The 14,577-nt window shown below is 70.8% G+C and carries 17 protein-coding genes and 1 riboswitch; of the genes, 8 read left to right on the top strand and 9 right to left on the bottom strand.

The genetic code is table 11. The annotated features are described in order from the left end of the window. Positions 1-171 precede the first annotated feature (171 nt). From ITP53_RS16440 to ITP53_RS57505, 3 genes are all read right to left on the bottom strand, one after another. On the bottom strand, positions 172-927 hold the full coding sequence (locus ITP53_RS16440) for a thiazole synthase (RefSeq protein ID WP_195896253.1): 756 nt from the start codon (positions 925-927) through the stop codon (positions 172-174). Then, on the bottom strand, positions 920-1,120 hold the full coding sequence (thiS, locus tag ITP53_RS16435) for a sulfur carrier protein ThiS (protein WP_195896252.1): 201 nt from the start codon (positions 1,118-1,120) through the stop codon (positions 920-922). The genes ITP53_RS16440 and thiS overlap by 8 nt, the downstream gene beginning before the upstream one ends. Next, positions 1,117-2,664, bottom strand: coding sequence for an FAD-dependent oxidoreductase (locus ITP53_RS57505; RefSeq protein ID WP_407941247.1), 1,548 nt, complete (start codon positions 2,662-2,664; stop codon positions 1,117-1,119). The genes thiS and ITP53_RS57505 overlap by 4 nt, the downstream gene beginning before the upstream one ends. After that, a riboswitch (TPP riboswitch) is annotated at positions 2,655-2,772 on the bottom strand. (Overlaps the previous gene by 10 nt.) 58 nt (positions 2,773-2,830) lie before the next feature. On the opposite strand from ITP53_RS57505, the gene ITP53_RS16420 reads away from it, so the two are divergent. Genes ITP53_RS16420 through thiE form a run of 3 tightly spaced genes read left to right on the top strand, consistent with a single transcriptional unit; the run spans position 2,831 to position 5,015 of the window. Further along, the gene (locus ITP53_RS16420) at positions 2,831-3,994 is read left to right on the top strand and encodes an NAD(P)/FAD-dependent oxidoreductase (protein ID WP_328814708.1); all 1,164 of its coding nucleotides are present in this window, start codon (positions 2,831-2,833) and stop codon (positions 3,992-3,994) included. A gap of 30 nt (positions 3,995-4,024) precedes the next feature. After that, a complete protein-coding gene (locus tag ITP53_RS16415; RefSeq protein ID WP_195896250.1) occupies positions 4,025-4,399 on the top strand; it encodes an Rv2175c family DNA-binding protein in 375 nt (124 codons plus the stop codon). Continuing rightward, positions 4,377-5,015 (top strand): thiamine phosphate synthase, encoded by a 639-nt coding sequence (gene thiE, locus ITP53_RS16410; RefSeq protein WP_195896249.1) that lies wholly within the window; start codon positions 4,377-4,379, stop codon positions 5,013-5,015. The genes ITP53_RS16415 and thiE overlap by 23 nt, the downstream gene beginning before the upstream one ends. Before the next feature lie 93 nt (positions 5,016-5,108). Here the strand turns inward: thiE and ITP53_RS16405 are convergent, their stop codons facing one another. Then, positions 5,109-6,176 carry a polyprenyl synthetase family protein gene (locus ITP53_RS16405; protein ID WP_195896248.1) on the bottom strand — a complete coding sequence of 356 codons (1,068 nt, stop codon included), beginning with the start codon at positions 6,174-6,176 and terminating at the stop codon, positions 5,109-5,111. Between the two features lie 147 nt (positions 6,177-6,323). Here ITP53_RS16405 and metF point away from each other — a divergent pair, with 147 nt between their 5' ends. Then, the gene (gene metF / locus ITP53_RS16400; protein ID WP_195896247.1) at positions 6,324-7,247 is read left to right on the top strand and encodes a methylenetetrahydrofolate reductase [NAD(P)H]; all 924 of its coding nucleotides are present in this window, start codon (positions 6,324-6,326) and stop codon (positions 7,245-7,247) included. Positions 7,248-7,735: 488 nt separating this feature from the next. Here the strand turns inward: metF and ITP53_RS16395 are convergent, their stop codons facing one another. Together ITP53_RS16395 and ITP53_RS16390 are read right to left on the bottom strand one after the other, a co-directional pair. Continuing rightward, complete coding sequence (locus tag ITP53_RS16395; protein WP_195896246.1) at positions 7,736-8,299, bottom strand: GNAT family N-acetyltransferase; 564 nt, start codon at positions 8,297-8,299, stop codon at positions 7,736-7,738. Between the two features lie 10 nt (positions 8,300-8,309). Beyond that, on the bottom strand, positions 8,310-8,786 hold the full coding sequence (locus ITP53_RS16390; protein ID WP_195896245.1) for a YbaK/EbsC family protein: 477 nt from the start codon (positions 8,784-8,786) through the stop codon (positions 8,310-8,312). A 206-nt stretch (positions 8,787-8,992) separates the two neighbouring features. Between ITP53_RS16390 and ITP53_RS16385 the strand changes: the two genes are divergently transcribed. Then, positions 8,993-9,718 (top strand): L,D-transpeptidase family protein, encoded by a 726-nt coding sequence (locus ITP53_RS16385; RefSeq protein ID WP_195896244.1) that lies wholly within the window; start codon positions 8,993-8,995, stop codon positions 9,716-9,718. A 4-nt stretch (positions 9,719-9,722) separates the two neighbouring features. Here ITP53_RS16385 and ITP53_RS16380 read toward each other — a convergent pair whose 3' ends face one another. Both ITP53_RS16380 and ITP53_RS16375 read right to left on the bottom strand, forming a co-directional pair. Beyond that, complete coding sequence (locus tag ITP53_RS16380) at positions 9,723-10,247, bottom strand: hypothetical protein (protein ID WP_195896243.1); 525 nt, start codon at positions 10,245-10,247, stop codon at positions 9,723-9,725. A gap of 67 nt (positions 10,248-10,314) precedes the next feature. Further along, complete coding sequence (locus ITP53_RS16375; RefSeq protein WP_328814703.1) at positions 10,315-10,938, bottom strand: TetR/AcrR family transcriptional regulator; 624 nt, start codon at positions 10,936-10,938, stop codon at positions 10,315-10,317. A gap of 78 nt (positions 10,939-11,016) precedes the next feature. On the opposite strand from ITP53_RS16375, the gene ITP53_RS16370 reads away from it, so the two are divergent. The 3 genes from ITP53_RS16370 (at position 11,017) to ITP53_RS16360 (ending at position 13,292) form a co-directional block, all read left to right on the top strand. Then, entirely contained in the window at positions 11,017-12,207 is a 1,191-nt protein-coding gene (locus ITP53_RS16370; protein WP_195896242.1) for a cytochrome P450, read from the top strand. A 6-nt stretch (positions 12,208-12,213) separates the two neighbouring features. Further along, the gene (locus tag ITP53_RS16365) at positions 12,214-12,405 is read left to right on the top strand and encodes a ferredoxin (protein ID WP_195896241.1); all 192 of its coding nucleotides are present in this window, start codon (positions 12,214-12,216) and stop codon (positions 12,403-12,405) included. A gap of 416 nt (positions 12,406-12,821) precedes the next feature. After that, positions 12,822-13,292 (top strand): SAV_6107 family HEPN domain-containing protein, encoded by a 471-nt coding sequence (locus ITP53_RS16360; protein ID WP_328814700.1) that lies wholly within the window; start codon positions 12,822-12,824, stop codon positions 13,290-13,292. A gap of 446 nt (positions 13,293-13,738) precedes the next feature. Here the strand turns inward: ITP53_RS16360 and bldD are convergent, their stop codons facing one another. Continuing rightward, positions 13,739-14,233 (bottom strand): transcriptional regulator BldD, encoded by a 495-nt coding sequence (bldD, locus tag ITP53_RS16355; RefSeq protein WP_195896239.1) that lies wholly within the window; start codon positions 14,231-14,233, stop codon positions 13,739-13,741. Positions 14,234-14,577: the final 344 nt, after the last annotated feature.

Genomic DNA, 14,577 nt, shown 5'->3' with positions numbered 1-14,577 from the left:
TCATGGGGCCAGCCGTCATGGGGCCGTCATGGGGCCAGCCGTCATGGGGCCGTCATGGGGCCAGCCGTCATGGGGCCGTCATGGGGCCAGCCGTCATGGGGCCGTCATGGGGCCAGCCGTCATGGGGCCGTCATGGGGCCAGCCGTCATGGGGCCGTCATGGGGCCAGCCGTCATGGGGTCATCGGCGAAGAGGCCTCGGCGTAGCGGCGTCGTGGGATGCGGCCCGCCTGGCGCGCCAGCCGCCCCGCCGCCACGGCCGCCCTCATGGCCGCCGCCATGAGATCGGGCCGCTGCGCCCGGGTGACCGCAGTCGCCAGCAGTACGGCGTCGCAGCCCAGCTCCATCGCCAGCGCGGCGTCACTGGCCGTGCCGATGCCCGCGTCGAGGACCACAGGCACCGAGGCCGCCTCCACGATGAGCTCGATGTTGTGCGGGTTGCGGATGCCCAGCCCGGAGCCGATCGGCGCGCCCAGCGGCATCACCGCGGCGCAGCCCGCCTGCTCCAGCCGCCGCGCCAGCGCCGGATCGTCACCGATGTACGGCAGCACCACGAACCCGTCCGCCACCAGCCGCTCAGCCGCGTCGAACGTCTCGATCGGATCCGGCAGCAGCGTCCGCTCGTCGGCGATGACCTCGAGCTTGACCCAGTTCGTACCCAGCGCCTCCCTGGCCAGCCGCGCCGTCAGCACGGCGTCACCCGCCGTGAAGCACCCGGCCGTGTTGGGCAGCACCTTGATGTCCCGCTCACGCAGCACATCGAGTACGGAGCCGCGCGAGCCCGGGTCCAGCCGCCGCATCGCGACCGTGGTCAGCTCGGTCCCGGACGCGGCCAGCGCCTGGTCGAGCACCTCCAGGGAAGGCGCGCCGCCCGTCCCCATGATGAGCCGGGACGAGAACTTCTCCCCGGCGATGATCAGATCATCCACCTTGCACCGCCGTCAGAACCTCCACGCGGTCGCTGTCGCTGAGCGCCGTCGTCTCCCACGAGCTCCGCATGACCACCTCGTCGTTAACGGCCACGGCCACTCCGGTGGTGGCCGGGGTCAATGTGCGTACGGCCTGCGCCACGGTCATGCCGTCGGCGACCTCATGCGCGGCCCCGTTGATCGTCACAATCATGAAGTCTCCCGAAACCTCCCCGGCGAGCACAACGCCGCCAACTCGCCTTCCTCACCCACGCCCACCAACGCGCCTGTGTCGGCCTGCGCCGCCGACGGGTGTCCCGCGCTCACCCCGGCCTGTGCCGCCGACCGGCCGTCCGCACCGGCGCCGGTCTGCGCCGCCGACCGGCCTTCGGCGACCGCGGCGGTCTTCGGCGTCCGTCTGCCTTCCCTGACCGCTCCGGCCACAGGCACCTGCTCGCCTTCCGCGAACGCGATGGGCGGCACCGTCTGCCCGCCGTCGGCGGAGGCTGGTTCGGTTGCCTCGCCCAGGAGGATGGCCGCCGTGAGCGGGGCGAGCAGGACGCCGCCCCGGTGGTGGCCGGTGGCCAGGGTCAGCCCCGGAGTGCCGCTGGGGCCGATGAGCGGCAGGTTGTCCGGTGTGCCCGGCCGCAACCCCGCCACCATGTCCACGATCTCCAGCTCGGTCACGCCCGGCACCAGCTCCCTGGCGTCACGCAGCAGCTCGTACAGCCCGCCCGCCGTCACCCTGGCGTCGAAGCCCAGCTCCTCCTGGGTGGCCCCGACCACCAGCTCACCGTCGCCCCTGGGAACGAGGTAGACGGACGTGCCGTGCACGGTCCCGCGTACACACCGGGTGAGCAGCGGCTGCGGCGAACGCAACCGCATGATCTGCCCCTTGACCGGCCGCACCGGTACGTCAGCCAGACCCGCGCTCCACGCTCCGGCCGCCAGGATCACTCGATCGGCGACGACCTCGGGGGCACCGTCCGCGCCCGGCCGATCGAGGCGTACCCCGATGACCCGGTCGCCGTCACGCAGGAGATCGCTCGCGCGCGCCCGTACCAGTGGCACGTCCAGCCGCTCCAGGGCGGTGAGCAGGGCCGCCGTCACGCGGCGCGGATCCACCCACGCGTCGCCGGGAGCCAGCAGCCCTCCGCGCACCGAGGGCGACAGCATGGGCTCCAGGCGGCGGCACTCACGCCCGGTCAGCCGCTCGACCGGCAGCCCCAGCTTCTCCATGTACGCGGCCAGCTCGTCCAGCGCCGCGAGGTCATCGCTCCCGAACGCCACGTCGAGCGTCCCGTCCGTCCGGAAGTCCAACCCCACCCGCGCAGCCTCCGCCGGGCCCCCGCCGGCGAACCCCGCACGCAGCCCGGCACCTCCGGCAAGCCCACCCTCCGAGGTGAGCCCGCCCTCCGAGGTGAGCCCGCCCTCCGAGGTGCGTCCGGCGTCCGAGGCGAGCCCGGTGTCCGAGGTGGGAGGTCCGGTGTCCGGGGGGAGTCCGGTCTCGGCGGTGAGGCCGGCGTCCGCGGCGAGTTCGGCGGCGAAGGCGGGCCAGCGGCGCAGCGAGGCGACCCCCAGCCGCAGCAGCGGCGTCTCCGTGTACGTGACCTCGCTCACCGGCGCCAGCATCCCCGCGGCCGCGTGGGACGCCCCCGAGGCCGGGGCCGGGTCCACCACGGTGACCGGCCGCCCCAGGCGGGCCAGCCGCCAGGCGATCGAGAGCCCGACGACCCCGCCGCCTACGATCACATCCATCCTGCGCTCCCTTCGCCGGCATGACCCGGATCAGGTGTCTTGCGGTCGAAGGCCCTGTGCAGCCTTCCTCTCAGCCCGGTGAACGGCCGGACTCCCGCGCGTCTTGCCTCCACAGCCTACGGCCTCGGCGTGACGCCCAGGCACGGCCCCCGTTATGGTCATCATCGTGAATCATGTGGTGGTGGTAGGAGCGGGCCTGGCCGGACTGCGCTCGGCCGAGGCACTGCGATCGCGCGGTTTCACCGGCAGGATCACGCTCATCGGCCAGGAGCGCCACCGCCCCTACGATCGCCCGCCGTTGTCCAAGGCCGTGCTGTCCGGCGCCGCCGACAGCAGCTTCGTCGAGACCGACTTCGCCGCGATCGACGTCGACTTCCGGCCGGGCGTCAGCGCCAAGGCCCTGCGCGAGGGCGTCGTGGAGACGACCGAGGGCGAGCTCGACTACGACGGCCTGGTCATCGCCACCGGCGCCGAGCCGATCAGGCTGCCCGGTGACGGCCCCCAGCACGTGCTGCGCACCCTCGACGACGCCCACGAGCTCAGAGCCGGCCTCGTACGCGGCGCACGGGTCGCCATCATCGGCGCCGGATGGATCGGCGCGGAGGTCGCCACCGCGGCCCGCCGGGCCGGCTGCGCGGTGACCGTGATCGAGGCGGGCCCGACCCCCCTCGCGACCGCCGTCGGCACGGAGATCGGGGCACGCACCGAGCACTGGTACGACGGCATCGACCTGCGCCTCGACACCATGGTCGGCTCCGTGGAGGAGGGCGGCGTGGAGTTGGTGGGCGGCGAGTTCATCGAGGCGCACGTGGTCGTCGCCGGCATCGGCGTACGCCCGGCCGTCGAATGGCTGGCCGGCGACGACATCGACCTGCACAACGGCGTGGTCACCGACGAGCACCTGCGCGCCTCGCTGCCCGGCACGGTCGCCGCCGGCGACTGCGCGGCCTGGTGGTCGCGCCGCTGGCAGACCAGGCTCAGGGTCGAGCACTGGGACACCGCGCTCAATTCCCCCGAGGTCGCCGCCGGGACCCTGATGGGCGAGGACGTCGCGTACGATCCGGTGCCGTACTTCTGGTCGGAGCAGTTCGGCCACATGGTCCAGTACGCCGGCCACCACCCGGCCGGCGAACGCCTCCTCTACCGCGAGGATCCCGGCGGCACATGGTCGGCCGTGTGGCTCACCGCCGACGACTTCCTGACCGCCGTGCTCGCGGTGGACCGGCCGCGCGATCTCCTACAGGGGCGTAGAATCATCGCGGCGGGTCACCGTCTCGACACGGAACGCCTGGTAGATCCACAAGTCTCCCTACGAGATTGTGTTGTTTGAGCAAGGACGGCATGTGGTAGTTGTGGTTTCGTGACGCTTTCTGTTGCACAGATCGACCGGGAGACCGAGCGGCTCATCGACGAGTGGCTCACTCTCCCCGAAGTGGCCTCGCGCCTCGAGCTTCCGCTGGGGCGGGCCAAGCAACTACTCAAGGACCACAAGCTCCTCGGCGTGCGCCGGGGGAGCGGCGGGCCACAGGTGCCCGCGGTGTTCCTGCAAGGAAACGACGTGATGAAGGGCTTGCCCGGCACGCTGACCGTGTTGCAGGACGCCGGCTACGACGACGTCGAGGCGCTGCGCTGGCTCTTCACTCCCGACGAGTCCCTGCCGGGCTCGCCCATCGAGGCGATCAGGGCCGGCCGTCATACCGAGGTCAAGCGGCGTGCCCAAGCCCTCGCTTTCTGACGCCCGCCTCTATCTCTGCACCGACGGCCGTCGCGACCGCGGCGATCTGGCGGAGTTCCTCGACTCGGTGCTGGCCGGCGGCGTGGACATCATCCAGCTGCGGGAGAAGAACCTGGAGGCACGCGACGAACTCGCGCTCCTCGAGGTCTTCCGCGACGCCTGCGACCGGCACGGCAGACTACTGGCCGTCAACGACCGGGCGGACATCGCCTACGCCGCCCGGCCCGACGTGTTCCACCTGGGGCAGGACGACCTTCCTGTGACGGTCGCGCGAGAGATACTCGGCGACGACATCGTCATCGGACGGTCCACCCATTCCGCCGCCGAGGCTTCCGCCGCGGCGGCGGAGGAGGGCGTCGACTACTTCTGCTGCGGCCCCGTCTGGCCCACGCCGACCAAACCCGGCCGCCCGGCTCCCGGCCCGCCGCTGCTCAGGCACGCGGCGTCGCTGGGCGCCACGCGGCCGTGGTTCGCGATCGGCGGCATCGACCTCGCCAACCTGGACGAGGTCATGTCGTACGGCGCGAGCCGCGTCGTGGTGGTACGCGCGATCACGGATGCCGAGGATCCAGGGGCCGCGGCGGCGGAGTTCGCCAAGCGCCTGTCCTTCCGCTGACCGCCCGTTCCGCTCCCGGCCCGCGCCGGTCCGGCACCGCCGCCTGAGCCATGCCCGCACCGCGGCCTCCGCGGGTGCGAAGCCGGGCGAGGGTCAGGCGGTGCGGGTGGTGGCGGCGATGGCCAGCCCGGTCAGGGCCGCGCGGGACTCCGCCGTGATGGGCGCCTCTTCGAGCGCGGCCAGCGCCTCGCCCAGATAGTCGCCGATCAGCTCCTCACAGACCTGCAGCGCCCCGGTGTCCTGGATGATCCGGCGCAGCGTCGCCACCCCGTGCTCGTCCAGCCCGGGATCCCCGAGCAGCCGCCGCACGGTCTCCGCGCCGGCGGGGGAGGCGGCCGCAAGTGTACGGGCCACGAGCATGGTGCGCTTGCCCTCGCGCAGGTCGTCGCCCGCGGGCTTGCCCGTCTGCGCCGGGTCTCCGAACACTCCCAGGATGTCGTCCCTCAGCTGGAACGCGATCCCGACCCGCCGGCCGTACTCGGTGCAGAGGTCGTCCATCCACGGCAGCAGCTCCCTGGCGGCCAGCACGAGGCCGAGCCGGAGCGGCTGCTCGACCGAGTACTTGCCGCTCTTGAACAGCGCCACGCGCAGGGCCGAGTCGAACGTGTTCTCCCCGTGCGCCTGCTCCAGCAGGTCGAGGTACTGGCCGTACATCAGCTCCGTGCGCATGTGGTCGTGCACGGGACGTGCCGCATCGAGCGACTCGCGCGGCAGGCCGCTGGTGCGCCACATCTCGCCGGACCAGATCAGCAGCAGATTGCCCAGCAGGATCGCCGCGCCCTCGCCGAACTGCTGAGCGGAGCCGTGCCAGCCGGACTTCTCGTGCATGGTCTGGAAGCGGCGGTGCGCGGCCGGCATGCCTCTGCGCAGGTCGCTCTGGTCCATCACGTCGTCGTGCACCAGCGCGCTGGCCTGGAGCAACTCCAGGGAGGCCGCCGCGGTGAAGATCTCGGGCACGTCCGTGCCGCCCGCCCCGCGCCAGCCCCAATAACAGAATGCGGGCCGCAGCCGCTTGCCGCCGGAAAGCAGTTCGCCGGCGGCGGTGCGCAGCGGCTCCAGCTCGGGGTCGCCGGGGGCGGGCAGCTGCCGTTCGACGAACTCGGCCAGGGCACGCTCCACCTGCGTGCGCAAGGCATCCATGCTCGCGGCGTCAGTGGTCATGCCTTGAGACTAGTGCGGAGTGGAACATTTCGGATCTCCAGCTCCCAACAGCCCGCCCAGGTGACCGTCGCGCCTGACTCGACGCGGCGGCGCCGGGCTCGAGCGGTGCTGGAGTTCCGGGATGACCGTTACCTGTAGCCTTGGTTCATGGCTCTTGGTCGATCCTCCATCAGGCCCGATCGTGTTCCCACCGTCCGTGACCTGCTGGCCGCCGGTGGCCGATCGTTCTCCTTCGAGTTCTTCCCGCCGAAGACCGACGACGGCGAGCGGCAGCTCTGGCGGGCGATCAGGGAGCTGGAGTCCTTGCAGCCGACGTTCGTGTCGGTGACGTACGGCGCCGGTGGCTCCACCCGCGACCGCACGGTCGACATCGTGGAGCGGATCGCCCACGACACCACGCTCACGCCGGTGGCGCACTTCACCGCGGTCAACCACTCGGTGCGCGAGCTGCGCCACCTGGTGGGGCGCTTCGCCGACGCCGGGGTGCGCAACATCCTGGCCGTCCGCGGCGACCCTCCCGGCGACCCGACGGCCGAGTGGGTCCGCCACCCCGAGGGCGTGCACTACGCCGAGGAGCTGGTGCGGCTCGTCAGGCAGGCGGGCGACTTCTGCGTCGGCGTGGCGGCCTTCCCCTACAAGCATCCGCGCTCGCCGTCCATCGAGAGCGACACCGACTACTTCGTCCGTAAGTGCCGCGCCGGGGCCGACTACGCGATCACCCAGATGTTCTTCCAGGCTGACGACTATCTGCGGCTGCGCGACCGGGTGGCGGCCAGGGGGTGCGAGACGCCGATCATCCCGTGCATCATGCCGGTGACGCGGATGAGCACGATCGCGCGGTCTGAGCAGCTGTCGGGGGCGCCGTTCCCCGCGGATGTGGCGGCCCGCTTCGAGGCCGTCGCCGACGACCCGGCCGCGGTGCGGCGCCTGGGCATCGAGCACGGGGCGGAGCTGTGCCGCCGGCTGCTGGACGAGGGCGCGCCGGGCATCCACTTCATCACCTTCAACCAGTCCAGCGCCTCCCGCGAGGTGTTTGAGTTGGTTGCCCCCGCTTTGGCGCGTCCCGCCTGAAAACCTTCTTCAACTTCTACGGCGGAGCCGTCCCCACCCATCCGCCGACCAGGGCAGAGGGCCTCCAGGGAGACGGCCTCTGACCCCGCACGGGGTCGGTCGCCGTTACGACGCCCCGCCGGCCGTCTGGGTGGTTCAAAAGCGTTGACCCGGCCGGGATCGCCTATAGGTGTCCGAACGCGTTGAGCCGGCCGGGATCGCGCCTCTGGCTGTCCGAGCCGGCCGGGATCGCGCTTCTGGGTGTCCGAACGCGTTGGGCCGGCTGGAATCCCGCGTCCAGGTGTTTGAGCGCGTTGGCCTGTCCGGAGTCCCATGCCGTGGAGTGCCGGGACAAGGGTGGCCCGTCACCCGCCCGCAGGGGGACCGGGCGGGTGACGGGCAGGGGACGGTAGCCGAGGAGTCAAAGAGTGGTTACTTTGTGTAATGAGTGATGCCCCCGGGCATGCCCCGGCAAACCCATCCCGTCACTTCCTCATCAGAAGTCAGGGTCAGGTCAAGGGGAGGGGGCGGCCCACGATGGCGTACTCCTCCGAACCGCCGGGGAAGACGAACCGGGTCAGCAGGTCCGTGAAGCCGAGGCGGGCGTAGAGGTGGCGGGCGGCGGTGGGCTGGTCATGGGTGGACAGGACGGCCGAGCGCTCGCGGCGCCCGGCGCACAGAGTCCTGATCATCGCCCGGCCGATGCCCTTGCCCTGGTAGTCCGGGTGGACATGGATCTCGGCCAGTTCGAACGCGTTCCCCAGCCAGGCGTTGGCGGCCTGCTGGCCGGACCGCTCCGCCAGCGCCCGCAGGACCACGTCGTGCCACCACTGTCCCGGCGCGCCGCGGAAACCGTACGCGAAGCCGACGATTTCCGGTGCCGTCGCGCCGGACGAATCACGCAATTCCGCGAAATAGCACTGAAAATGGGGATATGTCGCGTGGTTTCGCATGATGGTCTTGCGGCCGGCGAGCTGGTCCGCGGGCGGGCGCATCGCCGCCGCGTAGATGTCGATCACCGTTTCCAACTGCTCGGTGAACTCGGCCGGACCCGCACCGCGAAACTCGATCACCCGTCGCACACTACTCGACGTCCACCGGGGTGCCCCCCGTGATCCGCACCAGTTCGTCGAACGTCGTCGGGAACACCGTCAGCGGATGCCCGCCGGCCGCCCACACCACCTCGTGCTTGCTCAGCCAGTTGTCCACCAGTGTGCGGACGGGCGCCGGATGCCCGACCGGTGCGACGCCGCCGATCGGCTGGCCGGTGGCGGCACGTACGAACTCGGGGGTCGCCCGGCGTACCCGCTGGGCGCCTGCCGTGCGGGCGACGAGCTGCACGTCCACGCGGTGCGCCCCGCTGGTCAGCACCAGCAGCGGCGCGCCGTCCGCGTCGAAGATCAGGCTGTTGGCGATGGCCCCGACCTCGCACCCGACCTGGGCGGCGGCGGTCGCGGCCGTGGGCGCCTTCTCCGGCAGGACGACGATCTCGCCGCTCGCGCCCAGCTCGCGCAGCGCGGACTCCACCAGAACGGCATTCGCCGGCAACTTCTCAGACATGGAGACACTCTAATCAGGTTGACCGCTTCATTACCGGTTGATGGTGCGTGGTATAAGATCAATTGATCTATGCATTATTGGTATGAGAGGTGGTACGGGTGCGTGCCAGACGTCTGCCCGGAGTGGCTGCTCTCCTGACGGCTGGGGCCGTCCTTCTCGCCGGTTGTGGCACCCAGTCGCCGCAACGCTCCCGAACCTCACTGGCCATGACCCAGGCGCCGCCCGCCGCCGCGTGGACCGCGCAGGAGGGCACGTCCGCGGCCGGTGCCCAGGCCGCGCCGGACGCCGCCCCGCGCAAGACGCTCAGGCTCGGCGCCAAGGGCGAGGCCGTCACCTGGATGCAGGAGCGCCTGATCGAGCTCGGCTACCGCCCGGGCAAGGCCGACGGCAGGTACGGCGGCACGACGCTGGCCGCCGTGTGGGCGTTCCAGAAGGTCAACGGCATCAAGCCGACCAGCACGATCGCCGCGCGGACCTGGGACGCCCTGGAGGCCCCGAAGGCTCCGAAGGTCCTGGCCCCGAACGGCAAGCCGACCCGCGCCGAGATCAACCTGACCAAGCAGATCATGGTCATGTACGTCGACGGCCGGCCGGAGCTGATCAGCCACGTGTCGTCGGGCAGCGCCGTCCCCTACTGCGAGACCGCCATGTGGCAGGGCAAGGAACAACGGTTCTGCGGCTCGGCCACCACGCCGACCGGCAACTACAGGACGACGTGGCGTACGAGCGGGTGGCACAGGTCGTACCTGGGGGAGCTCTACAACCCGATCTTCTTCAACGGCGGCATCGCCCTCCACGGCGCGCTGTCGGTGCCGCTGTATCCGGCCTCGCACGGGTGCGTGCGCCTGCCGATGAACGTCGCGGAGGTTTTGCCCGGAATGCTCGGCAAGGGGGTCCCTGTCCACGTCAGGGGCGCGTTCAAGCGCACCTGACGGCTCATGACGTGACCGGGGTGCTCTCCTCGCCCAGCTTCGCCCGCCTGCCCGCCACGACCGCCAGGCCGGCGGCCTGGGCCAGCCCTCCTGCCAGCGGGATGAGGGCCGCGGCCGGCTGCCACGAGGGGATCCCGGCCGCGAAGTCGGGGGAGTCGTACAGCCCGGCGAGTATCCGTACGGGGTTGAGCAGCGCGACGAGGAACGCGAGCGCGTACGGCACGATGAGGACGCCCGACGACACGAGCAGGAACGCGCGGCCCCTGCTCCGCCGCCGCAGCAGCACGCCGATGACGACGTAGGCCACCGCCAGGGCCCCCACCAGCAGCGAGGTCCACGAGACCAGCCGCCAGGAGTCCACGCCCAGCGCCGTCATCCCGTCGGCGCCGACCCGGCCGCCCTCCCATTCCGGCCCGCCGACCTGAGCCTTCGACGCCAGCCGGATGGCGGCGTGGTTGACCACCGCGTACGCCGCCGCCAGGACAGGCCCCAGCGCCAGCAGGACGAGGCCGACCCGCCCGCGTGCCATTCGCTCTCCTCTCGCCCCGGAGGGCCGGCTTTCCAGAACACCCGGCGTTCCGGGCACCGCCGCTGGTCTAGTCGATGGAACGCAGGCCGGACAGGGCCAGATCGGCCGCACGGCGCACCGTGACCCAGACCTGCTCGAGCGAACGCTCGTTCTGGATGTCGGCGATCACCGCGAGCTTCACGGCCCCCAGCAGCGCGCCCACCGCCGCGGCCGCGTCCACCTGCGACAGCCGGCCGGGGAACGCCTCGTGCAGCGCGCGCGCGATGGCGAGCTGGCTGTCGAACAGCAACTGCAGACCCCGCGCCTGCAGCGCCGGCTCGGTCAGGATCAGCCGGACGCGCAGCGCCGCGTCCTCGAACGTCAGATCCCCGTCCGCGGCCGCCCAGGTGACGCTCTCTTCGAGGAGCCTGAGCAGCAACTCGGTGGGCGACTCATCGGGCCTCCTGGCCGCCAGGAGCGCGACGGCACGCTTCGTCCGGTCCGGCCCGTCGTGGAAGACCACGTCCTCCTTGCTCGCGAAGTAGCTGAAGAACGTACGGGTCGAGACGTCGGCCTCCGCCGCGATCTGCGCGAGCGTCGTCTCCTCGTAGCCCTGCTCCGCGAACAGCCGCAACGCCGCCTCGATCAGCGCCTGGCGTGTCCGCTCCTTCTTGCGCTCCCGCAGCCCCACCATGCCGGAACTATACTGCACGTGGCAATGTTTTTCACCCATTGAAATTTTGCAATGAATGAGGTTTTCTGGGGTGGGAACGAGGAAAGGAGCCGCAACATGTCCGAACTCACGTATCCGACCGCCAGGCAGCGCCCGCTCGACCCGCCCGACGAAGCCCTCCGCCTGCGACAACAGGCGTCCATGCACCCGATGACGTACGTGGACGGCCACGTCGGCTGGCTGGTGACCGGCTACGCGGCGGCCCGCGCGATCCTGGCGGACCCACGCTTCAGCAACCGGCCGGAGCTCCTGCACCCGCCGATCGCGGCCAGTGCGGCACGCCGCGGCGAGGAGGGCTTCAAGCTGCCTCCGGGGTTCTTCCTGCGGATGGACCCGCCGGACCACACGCGCTACCGCAAGCTGCTCACGGGGCAGTTCACCGTGCGCAGGATGAAGATGCTCGAGCCCAGGATCGCGGAGATCACCGACGCCTGCCTGGACGGCATGGCCGCCGCCGGCGGTCCCGTGGACCTGGTCCAGTCCTTCGCGTTGCCGATCCCCTCGCTGGTGATCTGCGAGCTGCTCGGGGTGCCGTACGAGGACAGAGAGAGCTTCCAGGAGGACACGAAGCTCCTCGTCGACCTCGAGACCAAGGCCGACGACGCGATGGCCGCGCTCGGACGGGTCATGACGTACCTGCATGGGCTGATCCAGCGCAAGCGCGAGGAGCCGGACGAGCATCTGATCAGCGGGCTCATCGAGGGCGGCGAGCTCAACGACGAGGAGCTTACGGGGGTGGCGTTCCTGCTCCTGGTGGCGGGGCACGAGACGACGGCCAACATGCTGGGGCTGGGGACGTACGCGCTGCTCACGAACCCCGGCCAGCTCGCCGCCATGCGGGACGACCCCTCGGTGGTGGACAACGGGGTGGAGGAGCTGCTGCGCCACCTCACGATCATCCACCTCGGCCCGTTCCGGGTCGCGCTGGAGGACGTCGAGATCGAGGGCAATCTCATCAAGGAGGGTCAGACGGTCGGCATCCACCTGCCCGTCGCGAACCGTGACCCCTCGCGCTTCCCCGACGGCGACGACCTCGACGTCACGAGGCCCGCGGGCGGGCACCTGACGTTCGGCCACGGCATCCACCAGTGCCTGGGCCAGCAGCTCGCGCGGGCCGAGATGCGCATCGCCTACCCTGCGCTGTTGCGTCGCTTCCCTGGCCTACGCTTGGCGGTAACGCCAGAGGAGGTGCCGATGCGCTCGGACATGAGCATCTATGGAGTGCACAGCCTCCCAGTCACTTGGTAGGTCACTATGGAAATCAAGGCAGATACGACAGTGTGCATCGGGGCGGGCATGTGCGCGCTGACGGTGCCCGAGGTGTTCGATCAGAGTGAGGACGACGGCACGGTGCTGCTCCTGCAGCAGGTGCCGCCGGAGGACTTGGAGGACGGCGTACGTCGTGCCGTGACGCTGTGCCCTTCGGGCGCCTTGTCCGCCTCCTGACGGCCCTTCGCCACTCCGGACCATCCGCCGCCGCGGCCCGACCCTGCGGCGGCGGCTTCTCTTGCTCCCATGAGTCCCTTTCCTCCGGCTGGTCTCTCGCATCTCAGACCATGGTCATCGAACCTGTGTTCGTGGAACTGGTTGACAGTCGAGCATGGTCGAAATTATGTTCGATCCAGTGACGATGAGGCTCGCGGCTCAGCGTCACAGGACCTGGTCGCGGGCCGTTCGCTTTCCCAAGCGAGCCCCGCGGCCAGGTCCACGGGCGAAGGGCACGTCCTCGTCGTCGGCGGAGACGAGCGGGCGTGTCCTGGCCGGACGGGGAGAGGGGAAGCTCCTCGTCCGGCCGGCCCGGCGGAAATGTCGGTGGGGTCTGCCAATGTTGGCTTCACCGGCGGAGACGTCGGCGGCCGCCCATGGACTCCAAGGAGGCGCGCAAGATGGCACCAAGGCCTAGAGACACACCCGGGCCCCGGCTGTCGCCTGCGGTTCGGGCACATCTGACCGATTCACGTTCCTGCCTGGCGGAGGCGGCGAGCGCCCGCACGCCGGCATCCCGATATGTGGCGGCCCACCTGGCGGCCCTCCGGGCGGCGGCGGCGATGCTGGCCGCCCGTCCCCGTCCCATGGAGGGCCGCAGGCGCCGGCTGCGCAGCGCGTGGGAGCTTCTGCCTGAGGCCGAGCCGCACCTGGCCGAGTGGGCCGCCTACTTCTCGGTGAGCGCAGCCAAGCGCGCCGCCGCGGAGGCGGGCATGGTCCGCGGGGTCAGCGCGGCCGACGCCGAGGAGATCCTGGCCGAGGCGGAGACCTTCGTCTCCACGGTCGAAGAGCTCCTCGGCCTCCCCGGTCAACCCCAGCTTCCCGTGAGCGTCCCCCTGGCCGGCTGATTCACCGGACGGGGTCACCGCGTCCCGGGACGCCTGGTGCGACCGCCTGGATCCGGCTGATCCACGCTCGGGATGCCGGGTGTGACCGCCTCGGCGCGATCCTCAGTGGTTCGACGATGCCCCACGACGTCGAGGCGGCACACGTCGCTCCGGCGAACGGCCTGACCGTCCGGCAGACGCACCCTGCCCGCACGGCGACCTTGTCCGAGCGGCTGTCCTACGGCGGATCCGGGTAGGCGCCCCGCGGGGGTGTCAGTCCTGCGGAGGGTGCCAGCCGGGCGACCTGGCACGGTTCGGGCGGGTGTGACCGCATCGGCGGCCGCCGCTCTCAGGCGGGTGCTCCGCGATCCGGGCCGCCCAATATGGCAGCTCAATGTGGCAAGCCCGGTATGGCAAAGGAGCCCGCCGGCGGTCGGCGGGCCCCTTGGCGGAGCGAACGGCAGGGGTCAGAACGACTCGACGGCGCGGCGGGCCTCCGCGTCGAGGACACCCCAGCTGATCAGCTCCTCTGTCAGCTCGCTGGGCGACTTGTCATAGATCACCGCCAGGGAGCGCAGGTCCTCCTGGCGGATCGACAGGACCTTGCCGTTGTAGTCGCCACGCTGACTCTGGATCGTGGCGGCGTAGCGGGCCAGGGCCCCCGCCTTCTCCTTCGGCAGCGAGGCAAGGCGCTCCAGGTCGATCACAAGCTTGGGTGTCGGACCGAGCGGGCTGGGGGCGGCGCCGCCCGGCAGCAGCTCGGAGACGGGCACCCCGTAGAAGTCGGCAAGCTCGGCAAGCTTCTGCACCGTGACCGCTCGGTCGCCACGCTCATAAGAGCCCACGACTACGGCTTTCCACCTGCCGCGCGACTTCTCTTCGACTCCATGCAGGGACAGGCCCTGCTGGGTGCGGATGGCGCGGAGTCGTGCACCCAGCGACTTTGCGTACTCAGACGGCATCGTGTGGCCCCCCGGCTCTCGTATGTATCGCTCTCAGTAGATTGTGCTCCCTTGCGGCGAATGCCCGAGCCACCGGGGGGTCAGGTGCCGAGCTCGGCACCAACGGTAGCCATGGCCCTGGGTTTACCCCAGAACGCCGCGCGGTGTGGTTACGCACAGTGACGGTAAAGGGGTGGACGCCCGAGGTCAAGCTGATTGGAAAAAAGATGCCGAATCCGGTCCGGGAGGGAACGCAACAAACGCCCCTCATGTCCCAGTGCTAACACTACTTCGTCAGAGTTTGCCGAGTGACGCCGGACGGCCGGATCCGACGGGTGAGAATCATGACAGGGCAGGTCGAGGCC

Origin of the sequence: Nonomuraea cypriaca, from assembly GCF_015645445.1 — a bacterium.
Taxonomy (GTDB): Bacteria; Actinomycetota; Actinomycetes; order Streptosporangiales; family Streptosporangiaceae; genus Nonomuraea; species Nonomuraea cypriaca.
The sequence above is the reverse complement of the archived record's forward strand: the minus strand, read 5'-3'. Positions and strand labels throughout refer to the sequence as shown.